This is a genomic window from Streptomyces sp. NPDC004647 (assembly GCF_040609575.1).
Classification (GTDB): Bacteria; Actinomycetota; Actinomycetes; order Streptomycetales; family Streptomycetaceae; genus Streptomyces.
Genome location: NZ_JBEXKU010000074.1, coordinates 1 through 25,503, shown reverse-complemented (window position 1 = coordinate 25,503; position 25,503 = coordinate 1). Strand labels below are relative to the sequence as shown.

The 25,503-nt window shown below is 67.4% G+C and carries 26 protein-coding genes, 1 tRNA gene and 2 pseudogenes; 14 read left to right on the top strand and 15 right to left on the bottom strand.

The window, feature by feature from the left end:
• The first annotated feature begins 252 nt into the window (after positions 1-252).
• Both ABZW18_RS27025 and ABZW18_RS27020 read left to right on the top strand, forming a co-directional pair.
• Positions 253-2,691 carry a SpoIIE family protein phosphatase gene (locus ABZW18_RS27025; RefSeq protein ID WP_356192099.1) on the top strand — a complete coding sequence of 813 codons (2,439 nt, stop codon included), beginning with the start codon at positions 253-255 and terminating at the stop codon, positions 2,689-2,691.
• A 70-nt stretch (positions 2,692-2,761) separates the two neighbouring features.
• Positions 2,762-3,391 (top strand): alpha-ketoglutarate-dependent dioxygenase AlkB, encoded by a 630-nt coding sequence (locus tag ABZW18_RS27020; RefSeq protein ID WP_356192097.1) that lies wholly within the window; start codon positions 2,762-2,764, stop codon positions 3,389-3,391.
• A 112-nt stretch (positions 3,392-3,503) separates the two neighbouring features.
• Here the strand turns inward: ABZW18_RS27020 and ABZW18_RS27015 are convergent, their stop codons facing one another.
• A complete protein-coding gene (locus ABZW18_RS27015; RefSeq protein ID WP_356192095.1) occupies positions 3,504-4,127 on the bottom strand; it encodes a hypothetical protein in 624 nt (207 codons plus the stop codon).
• A gap of 421 nt (positions 4,128-4,548) precedes the next feature.
• Between ABZW18_RS27015 and ABZW18_RS27010 the strand changes: the two genes are divergently transcribed.
• Complete coding sequence (locus ABZW18_RS27010) at positions 4,549-4,845, top strand: hypothetical protein (RefSeq protein ID WP_356192092.1); 297 nt, start codon at positions 4,549-4,551, stop codon at positions 4,843-4,845.
• Between the two features lie 215 nt (positions 4,846-5,060).
• Positions 5,061-5,162, top strand: a pseudogene (locus tag ABZW18_RS27005) (AAA family ATPase); the annotation flags it as partial.
• A 41-nt stretch (positions 5,163-5,203) separates the two neighbouring features.
• Here the strand turns inward: ABZW18_RS27005 and ABZW18_RS27000 are convergent.
• A complete protein-coding gene (locus tag ABZW18_RS27000; protein ID WP_356192090.1) occupies positions 5,204-5,644 on the bottom strand; it encodes a GNAT family N-acetyltransferase in 441 nt (146 codons plus the stop codon).
• A gap of 198 nt (positions 5,645-5,842) precedes the next feature.
• Positions 5,843-6,007: a hypothetical protein gene (locus ABZW18_RS26995; RefSeq protein ID WP_356192088.1), complete on the bottom strand. Its 165-nt coding sequence runs from the start codon at positions 6,005-6,007 to the stop codon at positions 5,843-5,845.
• Here ABZW18_RS26995 and ABZW18_RS26990 point away from each other — a divergent pair.
• The 3 genes from ABZW18_RS26990 (at position 5,998) to ABZW18_RS26980 (ending at position 8,538) form a co-directional block, all read left to right on the top strand.
• Entirely contained in the window at positions 5,998-6,846 is an 849-nt protein-coding gene (locus ABZW18_RS26990; RefSeq protein ID WP_356192086.1) for a GNAT family N-acetyltransferase, read from the top strand. The genes ABZW18_RS26995 and ABZW18_RS26990 overlap by 10 nt on opposite strands.
• Positions 6,847-7,047: 201 nt before the next feature.
• On the top strand, positions 7,048-7,581 hold the full coding sequence (locus ABZW18_RS26985) for a GNAT family N-acetyltransferase (RefSeq protein WP_356192083.1): 534 nt from the start codon (positions 7,048-7,050) through the stop codon (positions 7,579-7,581).
• A gap of 213 nt (positions 7,582-7,794) precedes the next feature.
• Complete coding sequence (locus ABZW18_RS26980) at positions 7,795-8,538, top strand: class I SAM-dependent methyltransferase (protein WP_356192081.1); 744 nt, start codon at positions 7,795-7,797, stop codon at positions 8,536-8,538.
• Positions 8,539-8,590: 52 nt separating this feature from the next.
• Here ABZW18_RS26980 and ABZW18_RS26975 read toward each other — a convergent pair whose 3' ends face one another.
• Positions 8,591-9,064: a VOC family protein gene (locus ABZW18_RS26975; protein WP_356192079.1), complete on the bottom strand. Its 474-nt coding sequence runs from the start codon at positions 9,062-9,064 to the stop codon at positions 8,591-8,593.
• Positions 9,065-9,326: 262 nt separating this feature from the next.
• On the opposite strand from ABZW18_RS26975, the gene ABZW18_RS26970 reads away from it, so the two are divergent.
• Together ABZW18_RS26970 and ABZW18_RS26965 are read left to right on the top strand one after the other, a co-directional pair.
• A tRNA-Trp gene (locus tag ABZW18_RS26970) sits at positions 9,327-9,402 on the top strand.
• Positions 9,403-9,595: 193 nt separating this feature from the next.
• Positions 9,596-10,858: a serine/threonine-protein kinase gene (locus tag ABZW18_RS26965; RefSeq protein ID WP_356192077.1), complete on the top strand. Its 1,263-nt coding sequence runs from the start codon at positions 9,596-9,598 to the stop codon at positions 10,856-10,858.
• A 91-nt stretch (positions 10,859-10,949) separates the two neighbouring features.
• Here ABZW18_RS26965 and ABZW18_RS26960 read toward each other — a convergent pair whose 3' ends face one another.
• From ABZW18_RS26960 to ABZW18_RS26950, 3 genes are all read right to left on the bottom strand, one after another.
• Positions 10,950-11,423, bottom strand: coding sequence for a lamin tail domain-containing protein (locus ABZW18_RS26960; RefSeq protein ID WP_356192075.1), 474 nt, complete (start codon positions 11,421-11,423; stop codon positions 10,950-10,952).
• A 612-nt stretch (positions 11,424-12,035) separates the two neighbouring features.
• On the bottom strand, positions 12,036-12,194 hold the full coding sequence (locus ABZW18_RS26955; RefSeq protein WP_356192073.1) for a hypothetical protein: 159 nt from the start codon (positions 12,192-12,194) through the stop codon (positions 12,036-12,038).
• Positions 12,195-12,287: 93 nt separating this feature from the next.
• Complete coding sequence (locus ABZW18_RS26950; RefSeq protein ID WP_356192070.1) at positions 12,288-12,722, bottom strand: hypothetical protein; 435 nt, start codon at positions 12,720-12,722, stop codon at positions 12,288-12,290.
• 283 nt (positions 12,723-13,005) lie between these two features.
• Between ABZW18_RS26950 and ABZW18_RS26945 the strand changes: the two genes are divergently transcribed.
• Both ABZW18_RS26945 and ABZW18_RS26940 read left to right on the top strand, forming a co-directional pair.
• On the top strand, positions 13,006-13,764 hold the full coding sequence (locus ABZW18_RS26945) for an SDR family oxidoreductase (RefSeq protein WP_356192068.1): 759 nt from the start codon (positions 13,006-13,008) through the stop codon (positions 13,762-13,764).
• A 495-nt stretch (positions 13,765-14,259) separates the two neighbouring features.
• On the top strand, positions 14,260-15,114 hold the full coding sequence (locus ABZW18_RS26940; RefSeq protein WP_356192066.1) for an NAD(P)H-binding protein: 855 nt from the start codon (positions 14,260-14,262) through the stop codon (positions 15,112-15,114).
• A gap of 87 nt (positions 15,115-15,201) precedes the next feature.
• On the opposite strand, the pseudogene ABZW18_RS26935 reads toward ABZW18_RS26940, so the two are convergent.
• Positions 15,202-15,282, bottom strand: a pseudogene (locus ABZW18_RS26935) (glyoxalase); the annotation flags it as partial.
• Positions 15,283-15,437: 155 nt separating this feature from the next.
• On the opposite strand from ABZW18_RS26935, the gene ABZW18_RS26930 reads away from it, so the two are divergent.
• The gene (locus tag ABZW18_RS26930) at positions 15,438-16,166 is read left to right on the top strand and encodes an amino acid racemase (RefSeq protein WP_356192063.1); all 729 of its coding nucleotides are present in this window, start codon (positions 15,438-15,440) and stop codon (positions 16,164-16,166) included.
• 196 nt (positions 16,167-16,362) lie between these two features.
• Here the strand turns inward: ABZW18_RS26930 and ABZW18_RS26925 are convergent, their stop codons facing one another.
• Both ABZW18_RS26925 and ABZW18_RS26920 read right to left on the bottom strand, forming a co-directional pair.
• Positions 16,363-16,704 (bottom strand): PRC-barrel domain-containing protein, encoded by a 342-nt coding sequence (locus tag ABZW18_RS26925; RefSeq protein WP_356192061.1) that lies wholly within the window; start codon positions 16,702-16,704, stop codon positions 16,363-16,365.
• A gap of 414 nt (positions 16,705-17,118) precedes the next feature.
• The gene (locus tag ABZW18_RS26920; RefSeq protein WP_356192059.1) at positions 17,119-17,553 is read right to left on the bottom strand and encodes a hypothetical protein; all 435 of its coding nucleotides are present in this window, start codon (positions 17,551-17,553) and stop codon (positions 17,119-17,121) included.
• 948 nt (positions 17,554-18,501) lie between these two features.
• Between ABZW18_RS26920 and ABZW18_RS26915 the strand changes: the two genes are divergently transcribed.
• A complete protein-coding gene (locus ABZW18_RS26915; protein WP_356192057.1) occupies positions 18,502-18,759 on the top strand; it encodes a hypothetical protein in 258 nt (85 codons plus the stop codon).
• Positions 18,760-19,175: 416 nt separating this feature from the next.
• On the opposite strand, the gene ABZW18_RS26910 is transcribed toward ABZW18_RS26915, so the two are convergent.
• From ABZW18_RS26910 to ABZW18_RS26890, 5 genes are all read right to left on the bottom strand, one after another.
• Positions 19,176-19,463: a hypothetical protein gene (locus tag ABZW18_RS26910; protein WP_356192054.1), complete on the bottom strand. Its 288-nt coding sequence runs from the start codon at positions 19,461-19,463 to the stop codon at positions 19,176-19,178.
• Positions 19,464-19,810: 347 nt separating this feature from the next.
• Positions 19,811-20,257, bottom strand: a complete 447-nt coding sequence (locus tag ABZW18_RS26905) for a hypothetical protein (RefSeq protein WP_356192052.1) — start codon at positions 20,255-20,257, stop codon at positions 19,811-19,813.
• A gap of 635 nt (positions 20,258-20,892) precedes the next feature.
• The gene (locus ABZW18_RS26900) at positions 20,893-21,360 is read right to left on the bottom strand and encodes a chaplin (protein ID WP_356192050.1); all 468 of its coding nucleotides are present in this window, start codon (positions 21,358-21,360) and stop codon (positions 20,893-20,895) included.
• Between the two features lie 522 nt (positions 21,361-21,882).
• The gene (locus tag ABZW18_RS26895; RefSeq protein WP_356192048.1) at positions 21,883-22,167 is read right to left on the bottom strand and encodes a hypothetical protein; all 285 of its coding nucleotides are present in this window, start codon (positions 22,165-22,167) and stop codon (positions 21,883-21,885) included.
• Between the two features lie 439 nt (positions 22,168-22,606).
• Complete coding sequence (locus tag ABZW18_RS26890) at positions 22,607-22,777, bottom strand: hypothetical protein (protein WP_356192045.1); 171 nt, start codon at positions 22,775-22,777, stop codon at positions 22,607-22,609.
• Between the two features lie 1,658 nt (positions 22,778-24,435).
• On the opposite strand from ABZW18_RS26890, the gene ABZW18_RS26885 reads away from it, so the two are divergent.
• On the top strand, positions 24,436-25,503 hold a 1,068-nt coding region (locus tag ABZW18_RS26885; RefSeq protein WP_356192043.1), incomplete at its 3' end, for an Ig-like domain-containing protein.

The window sequence follows — 25,503 nt, the reverse complement described above, 5'->3', positions numbered from 1 at the left end:
GGCTTTCTTCCCTGAGGGCGGCGTTCACGGCCTCGACATCCCGCATGATCCTGTGCAGGACGTCGGGCGGCGGCGGATCGGCGTCGGGCTGTTAGGTGCTGAGCAGGTACTGCTTCATGACTGTACGAACACCACATCCGCCGTGGTGGCGGCGGGCGAGGAGACCGTCGGGCATGAGCAGATTCGGCCCGTGACTGTCACCCTCGAAGAGGAGGGTAGGAGCTCGGTATCCCGAGTACGAGGGTGGTAGCGATGGACAGGCCCGTGACGATATTCAGCGAGAGCCCGGAAGATCCATTCGCTTCGCACCGTGCTGCGTCGGCGGTACTGGACGAGCATGGCCGGGTGGTCGGCTGGAGCAAGCGGGCCGAGGAGCTGCTCGGCTACCCGGGGGAGGAGGCGATCGGCCGACCGGCACTCGATTTCCTGGTGGCCCAAAGCGACCTCCCCGTCGTCGTGGACGCCGTGGGACAAGCCACGGGGAGACCGGGCGTGTTCGGGACTCTGCCCCTACGGCACCGCAGCGGCCACCGAGTGGAACTGGGAGTCCGGGCCCGACCGGTCTCGCGGGCCTCCTCCGTCCGCGAGTGGTTCCTGGTCGCTGCGCCTGCGGAGGAGGTCGTTCAGTGGGAGATGGACCGATCGATTCTGGACGGACTGTTCCGCCGGTCCCCGATCGGTCTCGCCGTCCACAGCCCGGACCTGCGGATTCTGCGAGTCAACCGGGCAATCGCCCGGATCACGGAACTCCCGGCCGAGCAGCATCAGGGCCTTCTCAGCGGCGAACTGTTGATCGGCCCGGACGCCAAGACCGCCGAGCGGCGGCTACGACAGGTACTGGAGACAGGTCGGCCGGCGATCTTCACGGAGCAGTCCGCACGACTGCGACACGATCCCGGCCAGGAGCGGGTCGTGTCCGTGTCGGCGTTCCGGATGGAGGACTCCTCCGGCCGGATTCTCGGGGTGACCGAGACGGTTGAGGATGTCACCGACCGCTACCGGTCCCGGCGCCGGCTTGCGCTGTTCAACGAAGCCAGTACCCATATCGGCACCACACTGGATGTGGGGCAGACCGCTCGAGAGCTGGCCGAGGTGGCGGTCCCCAGTCTGGCCGACTGCGTGTCTGTGGACCTTCTGGAACCGGTGGCACGCGGCGAGGACCCGGGCCAGGAGGTTTCCGGGCCGGTGTACCGGATGGCCGTCCGGGCCGTCTCGGCGGAGGCGGAGGAAGTGATGTACCCGGTGGGTGAGGTGATCCACCTCGCTCCGGACGCACCGCAAGCGAAATGCCTGGCCGAACAGCGACCCGTCCTCGAGGCGGTTCTGGCCCTCTCCCCCGAGTGGTACGCCCTGGATCCCGACCGGGCCCGGCGGGCCCTCGATCTGGGCGCGCACTCCCTCATCGTCGTACCGCTGGCCGCGCGCGGCATGGTGCTGGGCCTGGTCAGTCTGTGGCGGTCACGGCGCCCGCAGCCGTTCGAGGAGGACGACGTGACCCTCGCCCTGGAGTTCGCCTCCCGGGCCGCCCTCTCCATCGACAACGCCCGCCGTTACACGCAGCAGCAACAGGCCGCGCTCACCCTGCAGAGGAGTCTGCTCCCTCATGGAGTACCCGAATATGCGGCCGTCGAGGTGGCCCATCGTTACCTGCCGGCCGGCACCGCCCAGGGCATCGGCGGTGACTGGTTCGATGTCATCCCGCTCTCCGGGACCCGTGTCGCCCTCGTCGTGGGCGACGTGGTGGGCCGCGGCATCCACGCTGCTGCCACGATGGGCCGGCTGCGCACCGCCGTGCACACCCTGGCGAGCCTCGACCTGGAACCGGACGAGGTCCTCTCCCGTCTGGACGACCTGGTCGGCCTCCTGGCCACAGAGCAGGAGGCCGACGGCGACCTCCCCGCGGGCGAGCAGGTGGTCGGCGCGACCTGCTTGTACGCGGTCTACGACCCTATTTCCCGGCGGTGCGCCATGGCGCGTGCCGGCCACCCGCCACCGGCGGTGGCGACTCCCGACGGCCAGGTGAGTCTGCCCGACCTGCCGGCCGGCCCACCACTCGGCCTGGGAGGGCTTCCCTTCGAGGCCTCCGAGTTCGAACTGGCCGAGGGCAGCATGATCGCCCTCTACACCAACGGGCTCATCGACGCGCACCAGAGCGAAGTGGACGTAGGACTGGCCCGCCTGTGCGAAACGCTCAGCCGCCCCACGGACCCGCTGGAGCAGACGTGCCAGGCGGTGGTCGACACGCTGCTGCCCGAGCACCCCACCGATGACGTTGCGCTGCTCATCGCCCGGACCCGCCTGCTGCCACCGGAGAACGTCGCTTCGTGGCATCTGCCGGCCGAGCCGACCGCCGCCGCCCAGGCGCGGACACTGACCACCACCAAGTTGGCTGAATGGGGCCTGGGGGAACTGGCGTTCACCACGGAGCTGATCGCCAGCGAGCTGGTCACCAACGCGTACCGATACGGCGGCGGGCCCGTGCTGCTCCGGCTCATCCGCGACCAGCGCCTCATCTGTGAAGTCTCCGACGCGAGCAGCACCTCACCACACCTGCGCCGGGCCCGCAGCACCGACGAGGGCGGGCGCGGACTCTTCCTGGTGGCCCAGGTCACCGAACGGTGGGGCACCCGCTACGCACGTGATGGCAAGACCGTCTGGACGGAGCAGCCGTTGGCATCAGCCCCGACGTGATCGGCTCAGTAGCCGACGCGATCGACTCGAGATTCGATCGTCTGTTCTAATAAGGCGTACACTGAACGGTATGCCGGTCCCCCTGCAAGGTTCACTCTTCGATGCGACGGGTGAAGTCGGACTGCGCTCGCTGGATGCCGCATCGCGTACGGCACTGGCTCACGGAGCGTGGATCGACGTCCTGCCAGGCTGGCTGACGGGCGCCGACGCCCTCTTCGAGGTGCTGGCCGACGAGGTGCCCTGGCGTGCCGAGCAGCGGCACATGTACGAGCGCGTGGTTGACGTTCCCCGGCTGCTCGCCTTCTACCAGGAAGGCGACGCCCTGCCCCACCCGGTTCTGGCCGAGGCTCGGTCGGCGCTGAGCGACCACTACCGCGCCGCACTCGGCGAGCCATTCCGCACCGCCGGCCTGTGCTACTACCGCGACGGCCGTGACAGCGTCGCGTGGCACGGTGACCGCATCGGCCGCGGCGCCACGGAGAACACCATGGTCGCCATCGTCTCCGTCGGAGAGCCGCGTGCGCTGCTCCTGCGCCCACGAGACGGTGACGGCTCGACCATCCGGAAGTCCCTGGGCCATGGTGACCTGATCGTCATGGGAGGAACGTGCCAGCGCACGTGGGACCACTCGGTCCCCAAAACCACCAAACCCGTGGGGCCCCGCATCAGCATTCAGTTCCGCCCTCGCGGCATCGCCTGACGCGGAGCACGAAGCCGCCACGAACAGGCCCGGCCGCACCGCGAGGCCGAGCCGCTGGGGCCGGGCCACGATGCGTGGCTCCTCCGGTTGGCATCCCCGGAGCGCGCCCTGGTCACAGAGCAAGTCCACTCCCCAGCTCCACCGTGGTGGTGAGCCGCGCGAGGGCAGGCGTGCGAGGGGTCGAACCGAACCCGAACCGCACTGGAGGATCTATCGGCGCCAGCGGGCCGAGGTCCCTTCCCTCGAGGATGGCCGTGGCGGCCGTGACCGGCCAGAGGTCCTGCACGCCGTACCACTCCAGACGCCCCTCGCCGGCACTGCCGCGGATTCGGACCCCGGGCAGCAGTCGAGCGGGGAGATCCACCAGCGAGGCCCAGGCCGCACAGCAGGCGAGTGAGTCGGGCACGGCACGCAGCAACAGCCCGGGCAGGCCCCGCCTGCCGATGGCGAACCGCAGATCCAGCGACCCGGCTGCGACTGTCCAGGCTGCTCCTCCTGCGCCCCCCACCATCACCTGTACGAGCCCCACCTGATCGAAGCAGTAGGTACTGGCGATGAAGTCCCCGGTCCCCCGGGTCGGGGCGAGGAGGAGACGCTCCCCGTTCGCCCGTTCGAGCATCACGTCGCTGAAAGGCCCGAATGGCGACCGCGCCCAGTGCCCCAGCACCACACGCGTGCCGGAGGAGGTCCCGATACCGGCGATCCAACCCTCGAACCGCAGTCGCGCACCCTTCACAGCACAAGGGTTCCCCTCGGAACAGACCAGAACAACCCCGGCCTCGTCGCAGACGCCGTGGGGAGGGCGGGCACGCCTGTGAGCCAGGGACGGCCGAGAGGTACTCGACTGCAAGATCAGATCCAGATGCAGCCGCTCACCTCGGGAGCGGCGCGGGCTGCCGGGGGTGTCGGCGTGATCGCTTTCTCCCTGACCCGGTGACCGGCGAACCCTGGTCATCGCCCCTGGCCACGTGAGCGTTCGCGGTCCCGCCTGCAGTCCCGTTTACGATCATGTTGTGGCTATGATCCGGATCGATCGTCTGTCGCCCTTGACTCCCTGTGAGGCGTGGCGACGGCTCACTCGCTGGGAGTGCCATGCGGACCACGTGCCGCTCACCACGGTCGTTTTGAGGACGCCGCCACCGACGCGCGTAGGCACCGTGTTCGTAGCGCGCACCGGCATCGGTTGCCTTGCGTTCGACGACCCCATGGAAGTCGTGCGCTGGAACCCGCCCGCGGATGATGGCGTGGGCATCTGCCGACTGGAGAAGCGGGGCTCCGTCGTCACAGGATGGGCCGAGATCGAGGTCCGAACCCACGAAGCCGGCTCCCAGGTCGTCTGGCGTGAGGATCTGCAAGTGGTGCGGCTGCCGCGGTTGTTCCGCAGACCGACGGTCTGGGGCGGCCGCCTGCTCTTCGGACGCACGGTCTCAGGCCTGCTGGCCGAGCCGGACTGAGGAAAGGCGTCGGTGATTCTCCGTCACCCAGCCTCAACCGGCGTTCGGCGTCCACAATCCGGCGTCGACGGCGCCCATGAGAAAGGCGGGATCGAGGGGCAGATCGGCTATTTCCGCCGTAACCCACTGCCCCCCACGCCCGAAGTTGCCTCGCTCGAGGAGCGGAATGAACGGGTCCACCAGTGGACCATCACGACGGAGCCCGCCGGATCGGTGACCCTCGCCTCTGCGCGGCCGTCGTCGACCGCCTCACCTTCAACGCACCATCATTCGAGACCGGCACCGACTCCCATCGCCTCGCCAACACCAGGGCACGAGAGGGCATGAGCCGAGCCCAGTCGGGCCGGTTGAACCTGGCTCAGGGCAGCCTCAACGTAAACCAGGGCACGCTGTCACCCGGCAGCAGGTACCTGTCAACTTCAACGAATCCGTGCCCTTGCGCGAACCGCAGCCCGTCCGGGTTGGATGCCCAGACAACCGTCTCGATCACGCTGGCGCCAAGCTTTCGCGCCTGGGTCAGCCCTCGTGCATAGAGTTCTCCACCAAACCCCTGCCCGCGGTGATCGGGGAGCACCCGGGCGATCACTGTGGCCGCCGATGCGTCGCTCGTGGGCGGACGTACCGTCGTGCAGCCCACAAGAACGTCGCCAAGATACGCAACGTCCAACTGGTAGCGCTGGGCACGCTCACGCACCTCGTCGAGAGACAAGACGGCAGTGGGGATGACCAGGTTGTGGACGTACTGCCAGTCCTGGAGCATGGCATCGCTGTCTGCCTGTTCGATGCGGAGATTAGTCACCGCAGCAGGAAACCGCCCGCATCGTGGGGCGTCAACTGCAATGACCGCGTGGCCTCGTCCGTGCGCATACGTTCGGTGACCTCCTCGCCCCGCTCCTGGTTGCGTCCGGTGAGAATCACTGCGGCGCTCGCGCGGGCGAGAAAGGATGGGCGGGATTGATCTGGTCGGCCTAGCCTGTGTCCGGTGCGATCAACATGCTCAGAGGTGCGATGAGTTCGGGTGGTCGCCGCGGGAGGCGAACTGCAGCAGGTCGGCGACAACGATGAGCTGCACCGCTCGGCTCCCCGACAAGGCGCCGCACCCTGCGGCCGGTACCTCATCGCGCGGCCCGACGACGTCCTTGGAGTTGAGAAGTGCCAGCATTCGAGATCACCACCGCGAGCGCGGACGACATCAGGCTCTTGGGAGACTGGGCCGATGCCGAAGGATGGAACCCGGGCCATACCGATGGCTACGCGTTCTTCGCCACGGATCCGCACGGCTTCCTGATCGGGCGGCTCGACGGTGAGCCGGTCGCCTGCATCTCGGTCGTACGCTACGGCGCCGGCTTCGGGTTCCTGGGCTTCTACATCACCCGTCCAGCCCTACGCGGCCAGGGCTACGGCATCCAGCTCTGGCGCGCCGGCATGTCGCGACTCGCCGGTCGCAACGTCGGGCTCGACGGTGTGGTGGATCAACAGGGGAACTACCGAAAATCCGGATTCCGCCCCGCCTGGAACAACATCCGCTACGAAGGCACGCCGGCCGCTGGTGCCGCGACGCCGGCCGACATCACTCTGGTCGACGCCCGCACCCTGCCCTTCGATCGACTCGCCACTTACGACCGCCGCTTCTTCCCGGCAGAGCGCGACGGTTTCCTGGCGTCCTGGATCGCCGCACCCCAACGCACCGCCCTGGCCGCCATCCGCGACGGAGAGCTCTCCGGCTTCGCTGTCATGCGCGCCTGCCGCGCGGCCTCGCGCATCGGGCCGCTCTATGCCGCCTCGCCCGACGTGGCCGCTGCCCTGGTGGACGCGCTGAAGGCCACCACACCCGACAAGCCCGTAGCGATCGACGTGCCCGACATCAACGCAGCGGCCGTGCACCTCATGGAACAACTCGGCCTGGCACCATCCTTCGAGACCGCACGCATGTACACCGGCTCCACCCCGCAGATCGATCGCGCCGGGCTGTTCGGCGTCACCAGTCTCGAGCTGGGATGACGCCCTCCCAACGTGTCCCCTCCACGTCCCGTCCCAATAGAGTCGATCCAGACGGTCCGGCCCGTGCAGTACGTCCCCAGTACACATGGCTCCATCCGCAGCGACAGCTCTCCGCGGTGAGCGGTGGTTTCGCATCACGCCCGGCGGCACGGACAGCCACCGATTACCACTGCGGCCCTTCCCTTGGGCACGATGGGTGCCATGACCGAGATCCACACCCCCCGCCTCATCCTCCGCCGCTGGCATGACGACGACCTCGCCCCCATGGCGGACATCAACGCGGACCCGGAGGTCATGCGCTGGATCGACGACGGCTCGGTCCAGGACCTGGACCGCACGGCGGAGGCCATCGAGCGCTGGGAGGAGGAGTGGGACGAGGAGGGCTTCGGCCTCTTCGCCGTCGAGCTGCTGGCTTCGGGCGAACTGGCCGGGTTCGCGGGCCTGTCCGTGCCCGAGTTCCTGCCGGAGGTACTGCCTGCCGTGGAGATCGGCTGGCGGTTCGGCCGACAGTTCTGGGGCCAGGGGTACGCGTCCGAAGCCGCCCACGCCGCACTGGAGTTCGCGCTCGAGGATCGCGGGATCGACCGCGTCATCAGCATCGCCCGAGTGGGCAACGACGCCTCCGAGAACGTGATGCGCAAGCTCGGCATGGTGCCGGAGCGCGAGACGACCCACCCCGTGTACGGCTTCCCACTGCGCGTTCACACCATCGATCTCACCGAGTTCCACACGTGAACCGCCCGGTACAGCCGTCCCTGGTGGGCGATCCACCGTAAGCCCCGTCCCCTTCGCGCCGTGCCGGTCGGCGACGCCCGTATGAACTGGCCGCACCCACAGCCGTAAGCCGTCGCCGGTGCACAGCCAGGCCTGTCTTATGGAAGTCCGCGGGGTCGGCCCCCGGGGGAAAACCGCGCGCGCCGGCGGGGCCGCGAGCGGTACGGTCCGGGGATGCACGAGGAGGACGGCTACTTCGGAGAAGACGTCGCGGCCACCTATGACGAGTCGGCGGCGGACATGTTCCGGCCGGACATGGTGGACCCGGCGGTGGACGTGCTGGCCGAGCTCGCCGGCGACGGCCAGACACTCGAATTCGGCATCGGCACCGGCCGGATCGCGCTGCCACTGGCCCGCCGCGGAGTCCCGGTGCACGGTATCGACGTGTCCCGGGCCATGGTGGCCCGGCTGCGCGCCAAGCCGGGCGGCGACGCCATCGGCTTGACGATCGGCGACTTCGCGACGACGCGGGTGGCGGCGGGCACGTTCGCGGTCGCCTACCTCGTCTTCAACACGATCAACAATCTCACGACGCAGGACGCCCAGGTGGCCTGCTTCCGCAACGCCGCCGCCCACCTGAGGCCCGGCGGCTGTTTCGTCATCGAGGTGGGGGTACCGGACCTGCGCCGGCTGCCGCCGGGGCAGAACGCCGTGCCGTTCCACATCAGCCCGACGCGGTGGGCGTTCGACACCTACGACGTCGGAACCCAGGCGATGAGTTCGAACTACGTCACGATCGTCGGCGGGCGCGCCGAGTACTGGTCCATCCCGTTTCGGTACGTGTGGCCGGCCGAGCTGGACCTGATGGCGCGGCTCGCCGGGCTGCGGCTGCGCGACCGGTGGGAGGGATGGACCCGGGCGCCGTTCACCAGCGAGAGCCGCCAGCACGTCTCGGTCTGGGAGAAACCCGCCGAATGACACCGCGGCCGAGCGGACGGGAGGGGCTGTCAGTGAGTTCGGACAGGCCACCCTAGGCCTGGTCGGCGGCTGCGTGGAGCGCGGCCACGTCGATCTTCTTCATGCCTAGCATGGCCTTCATTGCCCGTTGGACGCGCGCCTCGTCGGGGTCGCTCAGCATCTCCTCCAGCGCGGTGGGGACCACCTGCCAGGAGAGGCCGTACTTGTCCTTCAGCCATCCGCAGGGGCCTTCCTCGCCGCCTTCGGAAAGCGTGGCCCAGTAGTAGTCGACCTCTTCCTGGTCGGCGCAGTTGATCAGCAGCGAGATCGCCTCGTCGAATGTGAACTCCGGGCCGCCGTTGATCACGGTGTACTCCTGGCCGTCGAGCACGAAGTCGACGGTCATAACGGTTCCGGCCGGTCGCGGCCCCGCTTCGCCGTAGTAGTAGACGTTTCTGATCTCCGAGTTCGGAAACACCGAGACATAGAATTCGGCGGCCTCTTTGCCTTGGGTGTCGAACCAGAGATTGGGGGTGATCCGTGGCATGGCACTCTCCTGGCGTCGTCGGCGTGTCATCCCTATGCCCGTACGTGTACCTGTACCTGTACCTACCGTTCCACCGGTCGAAAACCATCGCCACTCCGGTGCGGAATCTCTCCGGACAACCGCCACAGGCCGGAGCCTCTACAGGCCGCAGGCGGCGTCGCCGAACAGCAATTGGTAGGCCGGGGTGTTCTCGCCCGTCCCGGAGCGCGTCGGAATTCCCTCGCCGCCACCGAGCCCGGCGTGCGAACCTGACCCGCACCAGAAGGGCGTAGCTCAGAGGCCGGAGCAGCGGATTCCAAACCCGCACGTCGCAGGTTCGACTCCTGCCGCCCTTGCCACCGCGTCTCCGATCTCCCTGGGCGATCGGAGAATCGACGCAGAGTAATCATCTTGGTGATCATCTATGCATGCAGTGACACGACGCGGCCTCCGTACGCTGAGTGAGTTGCCCACCCCTAACCCCACGACGCCAATTTGCCGGGGATGCGGCGATTGAACTGTCGGTACCGGGGGTCGGAGGACGGTGGGCACGTGCGGGTCGCGGATCGGTACCGGCTGGATGAGCCACTCGGCCGAGGCGGGATGGGCGAGGTCTGGCGCGCCACGGACGAGGTCCTGAGCCGCCCGGTTGCTGTCAAGCTCCTGCTGAACGCCGACATCGACCCGGAAGCCGCCGAACGCTTCCGCCTGGAGGCCCAGACGGCCGGCCGCCTGAACGACGCCCACCTGGTGACCGTGTACGACTTCGGATCCCACGACCACCGCTTCTACTTGGTCATGGAACTCATCGATGGGCAGAGCCTTGCCCACGAGCTGGCCGCCCAAGGCGTGCTGGAGCCGCAGCGCGTCGCTGACATCGCCGGCCAGACCGCCGCGGGCCTGGCGGCAGCCCACCGACAAGGCGTGATCCACCACGACATCAAGCCGAGCAATCTGCTGCTGACCGCCGACGGCACCGTGAAGATCGCCGACTTCGGGATCGCGCGGTTCGCTGACGAGACCACCGCAACGCTCAGCAGCACCAGCCGGATGATGGGCACCAGCAAGTATCTGGCGCCGGAACGAGGGCTGGGGCGAACGACCACCGGCCCGCCCTCAGATGTCTACTCCCTCGGCTGCGTTCTTTACGAACTGCTGACCGGCCGCCCGCCGTTCCATGGAGATCACCCGGCGGCGGTGGTATACCAGCACGTCGACGCCCCGCCCGCCCCACCAGGAGAGCTCCGCCCCGGGCTGCCGGAGGCGTTCGAGGACTATCTGCTGCGGATGCTGGCGAAGGAGCCCGGCCGGCGCCCCACGGCCGAACAGGTAGCGAACTGGTTCACCTCCTCAGCCTGGCAGGAAGACAGACCGGAGCACGCCCGGCGGGCCGGCCTCACCGGGGCGGCGGGCCGGATCTCCGGGCCCTCCCAGCCCCCGCGGGCTCGGGGAGTGCGGCTCCCCCCGCGCAAAGCACTGATCGGCTTCGCCGGAGCCGTCGCCATCGGCACCGCCGCCATGGTCGGTATGCCCGAGAACACCGGCCGGGTCGCCCCGGTCTCCCGCCCGACGGAGACGAGGACCTCCTCCCCGTCCACCGCGACACCCACCGCACCTTCCACCACCGCCGAGCCCACGACCTCTGCCACGCAATCCGCCGCGCAATCCGCCGCGCACAGAACCGCCCCGCCTCCCCCGCCGCCGGCGAAGAAGCCACCGAAAGGGAAGCCGACCAAGAAAGGGGCGGCAAAGGAGAAGCACCCGAAGCAGGGCGACCAACGCGTGCCTGCTACGGCCGCAGGCTCTTCTCGGTAACGACCCGGCCGCTACGAAATACGACATGCAGGGCACTGCCCCCGTCACCCGGAGAGGTGACAGGGGCAGCATTCCATGGAGTGACGGAAGGTCAGCAGCCGATGTGGCCGCGATCGAAGCGGTTCCAACTGCACTGGTCCAGGCGCCAGCCCCGCTCGTTACGCAGGGTCAGCTGCCCGCGGTTGTTGTCGTAGAGGTGGCGGCGCGAGTCCTGGTAGCGGTGCAGGCGCCAATCCTGCCCGAAACCGGTGTGGACGGTGACCGTCTGCCCGGAACGCAGGCGCAGCCGGTTGAAGGTGTAGGTGTGGCCGTCCCGGTCCGTGACGGTGTAGTCGCGCAGTTGGACCCCGTGGCGGGAGTTGTTCCTGATGGTGAAGTACTCGCTGTTCAGGGAGTGGTTGCTGCGGCGGTCCTCGCCGGGGGCGTTGTACTGGACCTGGTCGATCTCCACCCAGCGGTGGGGGCGGCGCTGCTCGTCGTGGGCGGAGGCCGGCAGCGCGGCCGAGGTCAGTAGTCCGCCGGTGAGCAGAGCGGTGGCGATGAGCGTACGAACGGAGCGGGACAAGATGATCCCCTGCTTTCTGGCGTGCGGGCATGGCCCGAGAAGGGCCCATGGCCAGTGGTTAACCGAACCGAGTGGCCCGGCCAGATCAGAGTGAGGCCGACCGCACGCTGGTAGAGCAGTAAACCAACCCGCGTTACACAACACGGACATTCACACAACAATGGTGAGCTACTGCGCACGCCGGGGGCGCTCGCAGCGCTTCCGTGGTGTGGCCGCTACACCCACCCAGTTCCAGCAAGGCAACCGCCCCTGCCACCGCTCTCCCCCGGCTTATCGGCACACCAGCCGAGCCGCCCGAGCCGGCCCGCCGTCTGTAACAGCAACCGCTCACCCGAACAGCCCAAAGCACGGCGAAGCAGTCCACCGAGGGCGGCGAGATCGGGAGCGGGATCCGGCGTCCAGTAACGGAGGCACGACGCCGACCTTGAAGTCCGGGCATCTGTTCCGAGTTGGGCCCGCGTCCAAGCGCTCCGATACGAGGCCGGCCCGGAAGTGCAGTCCGACGAGCTGTAGGGGGACGGGGCGAGACGGTACGGGCGCGGCGCTCACTACATTTCACGTTGCCGCCCCGCTCCCCGAAAGACAGGGCCGCTGTCCGGGCACGCAGGTCGGCTACGCCTGCTTGGCGCACTCCCCGCCCTCGAGCCGCTCCGCCCGACGGAGCAAGGCCGCCACGACGCCGCCCCCATCGGAACCGAGGAAAGCCAGATCCTCGACGGATTGAGATGGCTCCGGAGGGACGAGTGCGAGCGCCAGAGCGGTGATGTTCACGAGCTCGGTCCTCCCCGGCTGTGCGCCTGGTTGTGGGCGTTCACCCGGACCCCGCCATCGGCCTTCCACATCGCACGGTACCGGGCCCTGACCTCAGATATCCTCCTCCAGCCCGCTCGCCCGAGCGATCCCCCGAAGCTCGCGCTCCAGTTCCTCCCGCTCGTCAACGACCCTGCGCAACTCGTCAATCCGGTCGGGGTCCTCTGCTGTCGCTCTGTCGACCATGGCCCGGATTTGAGTGCTGTCGTCGCCGGCGTCCCGGTGGACGAAGTTCTGGTCCATCCTGCCGGTCAGGGCGATCATCACCACGGTGGCCACTTCGTCACGCAGCGCCGGGGTCACACGCGCCTCATCCGCCTCGCAGAGGTCGTAGTGGATCGTCCCGGCCTCTCGGCTGCCGATAGCGGCGATGGTCGCCCTGAGCATCCGCAGCATGACGTCGAAGTCCTCCCGGGGCATGCGGGCGTGGAGAGTGTCCAGGTACTGCAGCGCCGGATGGCCGGGCCGCTTCGGTGATGATCCGTCCATCCCAGCATCCTGCCCCGCGCGGACATCACGCATGGCCGCCGACATCGATCTGTGTGCCTCTTGTAGGAGAAGAGGCTGCGTACGGCCTCGCCCGTCCCGCTCTTCCTCGTCGGCTGAAAGGCCGTCACCGCCGGCTCGGAGAGCTCGAGCCCGAGCGAAAGTGTGTACGGCGTGGGTCGTACGCTCGGGAGGTCCTGGCCGAGCAACACGGTCAACAGTCGGCACTCGATCCCCGTCCGGGCAACCAAGAGGCTGCGGCCCTGGAAAGTGAAGACACACCGCTATGACCACCGTACTGATCACCGGCGCCACCTCAGGCATCGGAGCCGCATTCGCTCGACGGTTCGCCACGGCGGGCTGTGACTTGGTGCTCGTCGCCAGAGACGAACAGCGCCTCGACGAGAGCAGCGCGGCCCTACGCGAACAGCACTCCGCCACCGTCGAGACGATCGCCGCCGACCTCACGGACCCGGCCGGATGCCGACGGGTCGAGAAGCGCCTTGCCACCGCTGACGCCCCGGTGGACATCCTGGTCAACAACGCGGGGTTCGGCCTGGCAAAGCCCTTTCCCCACAGCTCCGTTGACGACGAGGAGCGCATGCTCGACATCCTGGTGCACGCCCCGCTACGCCTGACCCACGCCGTCATTCCGCAAATGACATCCCGCCGCCGGGGCGCGATCCTCAACGTCTCCTCCGTGGCCGGTTTTTTGCCCACCGGAACCTACGGAGCCGCCAAGGCCTGGGTCACCGCCTTCAGTGAATCCCTCCGCGTCGACCTCGCACCGCATGGCATCAGCGTCCTTGCCGTATGCCCCGGTTTCACACGCACCGAATTCCAGGAGCGGGCAGGTATGGATACCAGCGCCCTCCCCGCTCGCGCCTGGCTCGACGCGCACACCGTCGTAGCCAAAGCTCTCAAGGATCTCGCCAAACGCCGTCCTGTCAGCATCACCGGATGGCAGTACAAGGCTTACGCCTTCGCGGTCCGCCACGTCCCACGTACGATCGCCGCCAGGATGGCCCGCCCGCGGAACCCGTGATCGGCCTGGTACCGGGAGCGCGACCGCACATGCCCCCATGCCCAGTTTGGTGCGTGGGGCTCTGTGGCAGCGGACCGTGTGCGCGGCGTCCAGCCCGCGATGGCCCGGGCGCCGAGGTCGTACGTGTTCCTGGGCTCGCCACGGGTGATCCCCTGCCATCGGCACCCCGGCGTGGTGCCGATGCGGACCGGGACACCCGCAACGATGCGCTCCGGGAACCGCTGCCGCCAAGCCGAGCGCCTCACCCTGAGGCGTATGGGTGGCCGGTGATCATCGGTTGCGGTGCGACGGCGCCGGCGGGTACGGGTAGAGGGGCCGCAGCCGGACTGGTCCCGCGGGTCGACGGGGCTGCGGTCACGACACTCCGGTCCACAAGCCCCGCCAGGACCAGGACCACGCCCATCGACCTCAACCTCTGTTGAGATCTCATGGTGGAGATCGCGGTGGAGGGCACCCGTACACAAGCCTCACGGAACAGCGAACAAGGAGAGCGTGATGATCCTGGTCACGGGCGCCACGGGCAACGTCGGCCGTGCTGTCGTATCCCAACTGCGCGAGGCGGGCGTCCCCGTCCGCGCACTGGTCAGAGACCCCGCCAAAGCCGCTGATCTGCCGGACGGAGTGGAGGTGGTACGCGGCGACCTCGCCGAACCGGCCTCCCTGGAACCCGCCCTGACGGGTGTGGATGCGGTCTTCCTCGTCTGGCCGTTCCTGACCGCCGAAGCCGCGCCCCCGGTGCTGGCAGCCATCGTGAAGCACACCCGCCGTATCGTCTATCTCTCCTCGGCGGGGGTCCACGACGGCGTCGAGCCGAGCGACCCGATCAACCTGTTCCACTCCGAAATCGAACGCCTCATCCGGGAGACGAGGCTGGAGTGGACCTTCCTGCGTCCCACCGGTTTCGCATCCAACGATCTGGGGTGGGCGGGGCAGATCCGCGACAGCGGTGTTGTCCGTGTGCCTTTCGGATCCCTGTCCCGGCCGCTGATCCACGAGGCGGACATCGCGGCGGTGGCGGCGCACGCTCTCGCCGAGGACGGGCATGCCGGTGCCCGTTACGTCTTGACCGGGCCGCGGTCGTTGACCACAGAAGAACAGGTGGACGCCATTGGAAAGGCGATCGGCCGTCCGCTCCGCTTCGAAGAGATCTCGAGGGAGTCCGCGCGGACGGCGATGCTCGCCGACGGCTGGCCCGCCGAGTTCGCGGACGGCATGCTCGACGCCAACGCTCACATGGTCGAGGACCCCGAGCCGGTCACCAAGACGGTGGAAGAACTCACGGGAGCTCCGGCGCGGTCCTTCCGCGAATGGGCGGAAGATCATGCCGACGCCTTCCGCCTGGCTGAATGACCTGCCGGTCGCCTCCGTACGCGTGTCCACTGCGGTGATCGTTCCGGCCCTTCGGCTTGAGCCGGGATCGGCGCGGGACCGCGCCGATCACCGGTGGCTCAGCACGTTGACCACACGGCCATTCGGGTCGATGACGAAGAATCGGCGCACGCCCCACGCCTCGTCCTGCTGTTCCGGGACATGAGGGATCAGACCGCACACCACCCCCGCCGATGCACTCCGGGCACGTCCCCGGCCTCGTCACGCGCGATGGGACTCCGAGCGGACTGTCGTGGATTCCCCATTATGGTCATCACACACCACCCCCGACTGCTGGAGCCGTCATGAAGCACCTGGGCATTCTCGCGCACAGTTCGGAAGGGGCCGCTCTCTGCTTCCGCACCTTCTGTCAGGAGGGGTTCGCTGAACTGGGCCCCCATGAACATCCGGATGTGACCCTGGACTTCATCGCCCTGGCACGGAGCATGCCCGCGTGGGACCAGGGGGACCACACGGCGATCCGAGCCACCCTGTCCGAGAGCGTGCGGCGACTTGCCCGCGCGGGGGCCGACTTCTTCGTCTGCCCGGACAACACCGCCCACATGGCGCTCGAACTACCGGGAGAGGAGCTCGACCTTCCTGGCTTGCACATCGCCGAGGTGGTCGCCGACCGCGCCGCCCGCGATGGCCGCACGCGCGTCGGCGTGCTGGGCACCAAGTACCTGATGGACGGCCCGGTCTATCCCAGGGCGTTCGCCGACCGTGGGATGGCCACCGAACTGCCGGACGCGGACGACCGACAGACCATCAACAGGGTTATCTTCGAGGAGCTGTTGAGCGGCGAGTTCACCGCAAGCTCACGTCAGGAGTTCACACGCATCATCGAGAAGCTGGCGGCGCGCGGCTGTGACGCCGTAGCCCTCGTGTGTACGGAGATCCCGCTCTTGGTGACGCCCGACGCCTCTCCCCTGCCCACGCTGGACTCGACACGCCTTCTGACCCGCGCCGCCTTCGACGTCGCCGTCGGCCATCGAGCCGTGCCGACGTGGCGCGGCGGGCCGGTCGGAGACTGACTGCGCCGGCGGAGACCGACTCACGTCGGAACATCCTTCGCCTCGACAGGACCCTCTGCGCACCAACACAGACCGTCAGACTCCACTGGAGACGGCGGTGCTGCTCCCCCCGAGCCGTAAACCCCTGCCCAGAGTGCAGATGGCCGCGGTGGCCGACCGGGGGGTTCCGCCGGTGGGCCACCGCAGTATGGGGTGGTCACTCAGTCAGGGGCGCGGGCTGTTCGTAGTCGTCAGCGACCTGGGCCGTGTGCTTGTCCTTGTCGAACTCGGGTGAGCCCTGGTAGTCGTCCTTGGTACGGGCGAGGTAGATCTTCTCGTCGGTTGCGTCGACGGTGGTGATGGTGCCGACGGGCAGCAGAACGTGCCTGCCGAAGATCCACACACCCGTGTCGACCACGATGTAAGCCGAGCCGGCGTCCTCGGAGTGCTTATCGACGTTGCCGATGTTGCCGTCTATGGCCTCGACCTTGTAGCCGGTCAGATCCGTTCCCGCTTGGTGGCCCGGTGTCGCCTGGTAACCCCAGATGTTCCGAGTCACGAGAAATGGCCTCCACATACGCGGGGCACGGAAATCAGGTGGCCCGCCGAGCAACTGGCGGGCATTCCTTCGATATTTCGGCTGCCCCGCCCCACCGGTCTCACACCTACTGCTCTTGGGTGCTGTCTCATCGCGGGGCCGGGGCGGGGTGACCGGAACGGACGCCGCTCGGAGGCGCAGGGTTCCCTGCGAGTCCCTGCAACCATCGCGAAGTCCGCCCCGACCATGTGGAGCGCCTACCCCAAAACGCGACACGGAGCGTTGCACCTTCGGTCAATTGCCCATCCATCAACCTCCGAACAGCCGTATGCCCGGGACAGTGCCATGCATGCGCCACTGCTCTTTCATGGGCGTCTTGCGCCGTTGCAGGGGGACGTCGCCGCGCTTGATTACGTCATCGTCCGGCGCACCAGGTCATCGAGACCTGCGTCCGCATTCCGGCAGGCCATCCACGATAAGAGACATTCCGATACCGAGGAGCCAGGAATCCTTAGCCAGGGCTATCCCCTGTTCGGTGGGGCGCAGGCTGCCTTCCTGCCGCATCCCTGGGGTGCGCAGGTACAAGCCGACCAGACCGGCGGAGAACGCGGTCAGCCCTGCTCCCGCGACCACGCCGGGGACCGCGGGCACCAGCAGCACCGTACCGAGCGCGATCTCTGCGGTGGACAGCATCCGGACGAAACGTTGAGGCTCGTGCCTGCCCACGACCGGGTAGGCCGTGGAGGCGAACCCGTGCAGTTGCTCCGCGGCCTCCTGGTCCGCCCCGCGTTTGGACAGTCCGGAATTGAGGATGAAGGCACCGCTGGCGAGCCTGAGCGGCAGTTGGCGGGCCACCCTTCTTACGTCCATGAATTCCTCCTGACTGGATCCGGAGCCTCAGAGCACGTCCCAGTTCGTTCGCCTGTCAGCCGGTGCGTCCTGGCCGAACCGCCGACCCGTACAGACGGGGGTGCCTCGCGGTTGCGGCCAGAAGTCGTGAGCGGCAGCCGGTCGTCTGAACTTCGGCTCGGGCGCGGGCATGAACCGATCAGCCGGTGCCGTTCGGGGCGGAGGAGGAATTGGTCCAGCCGACGTCGCGGTCATCGAAATGCTGACAGCCGCCGATCACCTCCGCCCAAGGGCAGTTCCGACCTTTCATACATATGCGATCCGAGCCGCAATTATTCGAGGCAGCGATCTTCACCAGGATATCCGCAGGGCGCGCGATACGCCCGCCCATGACGCCTGACCTCACGTGGCCGGGCTCGTCGGAACAAGAGCGTTCACAAACCACCGGTGATTCACCACTGGGTGCATGCGCATGGCTCCGCAACCCGGGCTGTACGTGCCACGTGGGTTACGCAACCCGGGACTCCTCAGCGGCCACGTCATTCGATGCACACCAACTCCGGGGAGTACGATTCCTCGGCACACTTCCCTGACCACTGCTGGCCTGGGCCGAGGGCGGGTACTCCGCAAAGCACCTGTGCCGGACCAAGAATCCGGCTACACTCCAGGCCAGAATCTCCTCTTCGGGGAAGGCTGTTCGGTCGGCCATGCGAAGCGGGTACGGGAGTTCCCCGGCGGGCCTGGAGCAGCGATCAGGAGCCACCTCGGAACGAAGCACCGGGCCCCGGTACGTGGTGGAGAGCCGACTCTCCTTACTTGGTAACCGTGATGACAGTTCCCCGGCCGCCCTCCCGCTGGTTGGCGGCGTCTGCCTCTTGTCTCGTGTGGTACTGGCGACTCGTTCCGTTCGGCAGGTTCAGCTGGTAAACGGTGACACTCTGGCGGGCACGCCCGCCGCAGTTGCATCCCATGGCGACTTCCTCCTTCGTCCTGGCCGCCACGGCGGCCATCCTGCACGGCCCTCACGGCCGGTCCTTGTCGGGCTCCAAGGCCCGCGATACGCACGGCGTGCTCTTGCCGCTCGCTGACGAACTGGCGGCGAGAGGGTTGCGGTTCAGCGGAGCCGCTGTCGATCGGGATGGCTGCGTCCTCCTGACATACGACGCGGCGCCCGAGGCGGCGTGGCGGCAGATGTTGGTGCTCTTGGCGTTCATGAACGCTGCCTGAGGAGGCGGCAGTTCGACACTTTCACGACCGACGCGCCGTCGAGCATCAGATGTCCGGCCACCGCCCGTACGCCCGCCGATCCGCCGGTCAGGTGGCGAAGCCTCGGCAGCTTTCGCGGCCTGCTCAGCGTCCGCCGAGGCAGTAGGTCGGTCAACCACCACACACCCGTACTTATCTTCCCCGGTCCATATGACGCCGACACACTTGCCGGATTTGTCATACTGCCCGGCCGTACACCAAAGCCTGCGGCAACTCCGAGTCTCGACCCGGCGGCGGAACAGCTGTCGGCGGGACGGTCGGGGCTGACCATCAGCAACGAATCCTGGTACTGCCGTAGGGCCGACGGACCCGCGGCAGTGCGTCCACTTCCGACTTCAACTGCGCTTCCTCAGCGCGGCGTTGAAGATCATCAGGCTTCAATCGAGCCAGCTGGAGGCCAGTCCCGTGAGATAGGAAAGGGTCAGGATCATCGCAGACACCTGGAACCACACGGTGTCACCGGCCCAGTAGGCAAAAGGGGTTACGGCCGCGGCAACCCAGATGCTGGAGCACCAACCACAGGTGATCAGATAGGCGGGTTTGGATTCCTCACCGAAGCGGTCTGCGACCCACGAGCGCAAGTCCGCGGCGAGGGTGTCCTTCGTTATAAAGCGTGTAATACGACAACTCACCCCGAGGGAGAGAAGAAACGCCATAAGACTCATGGAAATCATCGTATGGCCGCGCATTTGCAGGGATCAGCCCAACTGCTGTCCCGGGCCCCATCGGGTGACACGGAGGCTCGCGAAGGCCTTTCGGTCGGCACGAGCGAACGGTTGTTGCTCAGAGGGTGGCGGTGGTGTGCTCACCGAGCTGTGGTGTCTCGGCAGTACGCCTCGGCCCGCGCGCTGGGCGGCTCGCCGATGGGAGCAGTCGGCCGCCGGGGTAGACCGTAAAGCACCGCAAGCCGCCCTCGGAGAAGACCTGTTGAAACCAACGATCTCCGGGGGCAGCTCTGCGGACCGTTATGAGCGCCGGCCCTTCCTCGGGCCGGACGTAGCGCCGTAAGGGATCAGCCGGCAGCTCGGGTCTGCTCAGGGACCGCGCCGGGCACGGACGACGGGGGTCGGGTGGGACGCTCGACGGTGCCACGGGTGCCCGGAGAGAACGCGTCCGAAGAGCTGGACGTGGTCGTCGAGGCGTGGGCGGACCCGTTGATCTTGTCTATCGCCTGCCGAGCCTGGTCGACGGGCGAATGGGCCGCGCGGGACGGAGGGGGCGGGACGGCGGCGGGCTGCGCCCGGTCCTGGACAGGCTTCGCGTGCGCCGCGGACGTGCGGTTGCGCAGTCGATGGCTGGCGGCCTCGTCGAGGCTGACCGGACGCTGCACCTGGGCAGCCAGTCGGCCGGCCTCCTGCCCCAGGGCTGCGACGTCCTCCCAGCGCAGGTGGAGCACCAGACGGAGTTCGGCTTCCCCGTCGGGCAGGGCTTGGAGCGGAAGGTTGCTCTGGTCGTTCATGGGCTGATCCTCAACGTGTAGGGGACAGGGCACAGCCGGGACCTTGCGCGCCACAGGATGTGGTCATGTGCAGAGTGATACGAGGCCCCGCCTCGTCCCGTTCACCCTTCCGTCGGCGCGAGGACCGCGCGCAAGTCCCCCTGGGGACCTGACGACGCCACTGGCTCAAGCTGCGAACGCCTGTGCCTGGGCGGATCTCATTCGCTTCCCAGCGGTCAGCCGATCTGGTGATGCCCGCGCCCGGGTTGCGTCACGATTCCCAGCAGCGAGGGCGCTCTCCACTGCCGGCCAAACACATACTCCCCGCTCAGGCATGACACGGGGGCTGATGGCCGACATTTCGGCGGGATGCGTCGAGCAGGCTGTCAGCCGCGCCCATGTGACAGGGCCGTCCGCCGCTGAGGCGCTTCGTTACAGGACGTCAGATGGAGGTACCCCGATGAACCGCGAAAGGAGTCGGCGTATGCGTCGGGGGCCGGTCGCCGGGTGTACATCTGCGGGCGGCTGATCGCGAGGAGTCGAGGATGAAAAAAAGTACGAGCCCCCGGAGACTTGGCGGGGGCTCGTACTGGGAGGAGCCGGACAGAAGAGTCCGTCAGGATTGATCGGCTGCGCGCCTGATGCGGATCGAAACGTCAGCGGTTGACGCAGCTGTTGCCGAACGACGGGTTCAGGATGCCGCCGGCGCCGATGACGGGGTTGTTGCAGACATTCGTCGGCGTGTTGGTGATGGTCTGGATCACGTTGCCGGAGCCGGTGCCGGGCGACCCGATGGCGACGCCACGGACAGTGTCCTCGTCAGAAACCACGGTCTTCTTGCTCGAGTACACCTTGGTTTCCGAGTCCTGGTGGGCCTTGGCGTGCGCCTTGCCGTAGTGGCCCTTGTCCTCGTGCGCCTTGCCGTAGTGGCCCTTGTCCTCGTGCGCCTTGCCGTAGTGGCCCTTGTCCTCGTGCGCCTTGTCCTCGTGGGCCTTACCGTGGTGGCCCTTGTCGTGGGCCTTGCCGTCGTGCGCCTTGCCGTCGTGCGCCACAGCGGCGCCCGCACCGGCAATCAGCAGACCGGCGGCCGCACCGACAATAGCGACACTCTTGATCGCCTTCATGGCGTAACTCCCTCAGTAAGCGTGTGATGCACCGCCGATGCTTGCAGGCGGCTACCTTCCCAACGGTCCTGAAGTCCTGGAGTAACTACCGATCACTCGAATGGTCGCCGAGCTGCTTCTCCCGGGTGGTTTGTCCTTCTGAAATCTTGGAACAGCCACTCGCTCTTGTACCGGGCAGGAGATGGGCCGTACCGGCTTGACGCCTACTGGAATCACCACCCGCTGCTGCCCTGGCGGGCGCAGACGCGGCGAGGGGAGAAACGTGCCGGTAGAGACCGGGCACGTTTCTCCCCTCGGAACAGGCTGTAGGGCAACCACGACCCTATGGCCTTTTATCTTATTTCCCTGCGCGGGATGCTGGAGGACCGCCGCTCCCTAGGAGCATCGCCTTGTCACGCGACAGATTGGAATGGCCGCATCCTCTGCTCGGCACAGGAAATACCGTCCGACCCCGGAGAAGCTCTCTGCATTGCGGCGGCGCCGCCCAGATTCCAGCTCAGCGGGGCCTGCTGTTCCCGAAGGTCAGGGGGCCAGGTCAACGTCGATGAAGGTGAACTCAGGGGTCCAGTTGACAGCGGTGTTGTTCTCACCGTTCTGGCAGAACACCGGTCCCTCGGCCTCCTGCTCCAGGCCGGCCAGAATGGCCTCGTCCTCCGCGGAGGCCTCCTGCTCAACGTTGCCGCAGAAGTTGACCTGCGACGGGTCGTCGCTCTTCCACTTGTCATGGGCGGTGGCGGCCGATGCCGAGGCACCCAGCATGGCGGCGACGGCGATCGCCATCACGGACAGCTTGACGGATGTACGCATGTGTCTCTCCATTCTCCGTTCTTCTCCGGATGGAAGAACGAGTGGAGTCATACCTCTTCGCAAGGGGGCCTCTAACAGTCAGTACGCTGGTTACGCCTTCCGGTCGGCAACGGCATCCCAACGGTCTAATGATGTAGCTCGCCTGGTCAGCCGACGGGCGTGGCCGGAGGGCAGAGAGGACAAGCGCGGGGCTGCGGGCGGTGGTGGACGGGGCCTCTCTCTGTGCAGCAGAATTCCTGCCACCCGGTTCCATGTTCCGTTCTCTCTTGGTCGACATTCAGGCAGGCGAAACCGAAAAGAAAGTCGGCGCAAATCCGGTGGTTGAGGAATTCACTAAGGAGACCCTTCCGCTCGCACGCCATACGAGCGGAAGGGTCTCATCTTCAACGGGAGCCGGACCAAACCCGCCTGGCGTCAATACGCCAATTCTTGAATAGCATCAGGTATTCGTCTGCGTGGTAAAGAAGGTCTGCGTAAGGCTGCCCGAAGCGGCGCCAGGAGAACCGAGAGCCTTGTCGACCACATCGATGTCCGCAGCTGCGACACGCGCACCAGCAGCGAGCAGACCCGTCGCCGCCCCGCCAAGAGCTGGGCCCTTGATCGCCTTCATGACTCGACTTCCTGAGTATGCCTTGAACTCCGCCCTTCCCTTCGGGCCGTGACCTGAACAACGCGGTGGATGCCAGTCCGTAACTGACGATCACCCGTATGGCCGGACGCTTTCGAATCCGAGGATGGCCTGATACGCCTCCTCAGCACGTCGGCCCCCAATGTGCGATCAGATTCAACGCCCGGAGTGCGGGTCTCGGTACCACGCCGTCCGGGCTTGGCGTGAAGCCGGTGCGTGAATGCATGCGACCTCGCTCCCCGCCGGGTTGAGGGCTGCATCCGCGAGGGAGACGGAAACGTACCGGCAGGGAGCGAGGAGTCAACAGGAGCGGCGTCGGCCATCCGGTCGAGCAGCCTCTTCGGCCGCTGTCCGGCGGCGGCTGATGTCCCCTGGCTCCTGGATTGTTGGGCTTCCCGCAGGAGTTGTGTGCCGCCCCTCTGGCCCACCGGCGTGCTGAAAGGTCAACCGGGGAGAGGAGCGCCCGATGGTACTCACCGTCAGGCGGCGGGGTCGGACGCAGATGACCAGCAACGGTTCTTCAACAGGCCTCCCGCGGTGATCGCCAAGAACCGCTCATGACCTCCTTTCCCCATCAACGCCGCAGCCACCGCGGCGTCACGGTTCCGGGGGTGCACGGGTACGGCTGAAGCGCGACATTCATTCCATTGAGTCGAAGGCGGCGCCCGGCACTTACGCGCCCACCGGCCTTCGCGTTGTGATCTCAACTACCGCCGGCGTGGAGGTGATGCACGCGAGCCAGGCGTGTACTGCGGCTACGAGCATTCGAGCGCGCCCTGCGCGGGCCGTCCAAGAAGGCGGAGTACCCAGTCCGGTTGTGTCGTCGTGTCGAGAACTCGCGGACATCAACCGAGGTTCAGCCCTTCGTCGGGGCGTGCGCGACGGACGGGTGGTGAAAAGGGCAGGTGTGGGATGCTCCGGCGCAACCCAGGCGGCCTCGTTCGGCGGGTAACTCGGCGCGCTGAAAAGGGAGCGTCCTCCGGACCTTCTGATTACGGAGGGTATCTGTACGGTGACGCCTCGTCCGCCTGGTGACCGTCAGGTAAGGGTGCGGGGTCGACCATCCGCCGGTTCCCGAAGGGTGAATCCTCCGTACACGCAAGGTGATCGGGATGCGTTCGGTGCAGCCGGGGCCAGCGGCAACAGTGCGACAAAGCCGAGATACGGGCTGGGTTATCGGGATTGTGGCGGCCCAGACCGGCGGGGGCGCAGTTCTGGCGCATCACGCGGGCGCGTATGGCGCGTGATCAAATTTTTGAACAAGCCTAAGTCACTGTGCGTGTCGCATCCGGGCTGTCGGATCGTCGGCTTGTCGGCCGGTCGCAGCCATCGCCTCGGCGCTTTCCTGGCTGCGTCAACGTACGAACGGGCAGTAATCAACGCGCTGTTGGCGCCGTGCGGTGCGGACACAGTGCGCTCTTCGCGCGTATACGCGCTGCGCCAACCGGGGGGCATTGCGTCCATCCATCTGGCCCAGCGGTACTGCGGCGATGCCTACTGCTGACATCGACCGGTGGGCTGCTCACTCACTGTGCCGGGGTAACAGCCGGCATTGCTGCTTCCTCATGCCGTGACGCGACCGTTCCGCGGGGTGTGGGCGGCTCACTTCCCTCCGTGGATTCCGCGAAAGGGGCCGAAACATGGCCAGTTCGACCACCACACTGACGTCGACACCAGATCCCTCGGTCTTCGGTGAGACGGTAACCTTCACCGCTACCGTCGAGTCCGTACCACCTGGCGCGTTCACTCCGACCGGCACCGTCGACTTTGTCGTCGACGGGGGTCCGCCCGTGACCGTAGCACTGGACCCGGGTGGGCAGGCCGTCTACACCGACGCGTCGCTGTCCGTCGGCCTACACAACGTCGTCGCCAACTACAGCGGTGACGTGAACCTCGACCCCTCTTCGGGCGCGGACACCCAGCAGGTCAACACGGCGTCGACCACTACGACGCTGGTCACCAGCCCCAACCCGTCGGTCTGCGGCGAAACGGTCACGCTCACGGCGCAGGTGACGCCGGTACCTCCCGGGGCGGGCACCCCGACCGGCAATGTCACTTTCATCATCAGTGACGACGGGCCGCCCTTGACGGCGCCCGTGGACGGCAGCGGACAGGCTCAGGTCACCATCTCCGACCTGACCGTCGGCAACCACCTGGTAACGGCCTCCTACACAGGCGATGCCAACTTCAGCGGTTCCAGCTCCGGGGTGGTGACCCAGACTGTGAACCAGGCTTCCACGACGACCGCGGTGACGGTAACCCCGGACCCGTCTGTGTGTGGGCAGTCGGTGACCGTGTGCGCCACGGTCACCGCCAACCCGCCCGGATCCGGGACTCCCACGGGGACGGTGACCTTCTCCGGCCTCGGCGGACCCGACCAAACCGTGCCACTCGACCCCACCGGACAGGCCTGCACCACCGTCACGACCCTGGACACCGGAACCGTCACCGCCACCTACAACGGCGACCTCTGCTTCGCGGGCTCGGTGGACACGTTTGCCGCAACGGTTAACGAGGCGTCAACGACCACCACGGTCACAGCGACGCCGAACCCGTCGGTGTGTGGACAGTCGGTCACGGTGTGCGCCACGGTGGTCGCCGACCCACCCGGATCCGGCACACCCACGGGGACGGTGACCTTCTCCGGCCTCGGCGGACCCGACCAAACCGTCGCACTCGACCCCACCGGACAAGCCTGCACCACCGTC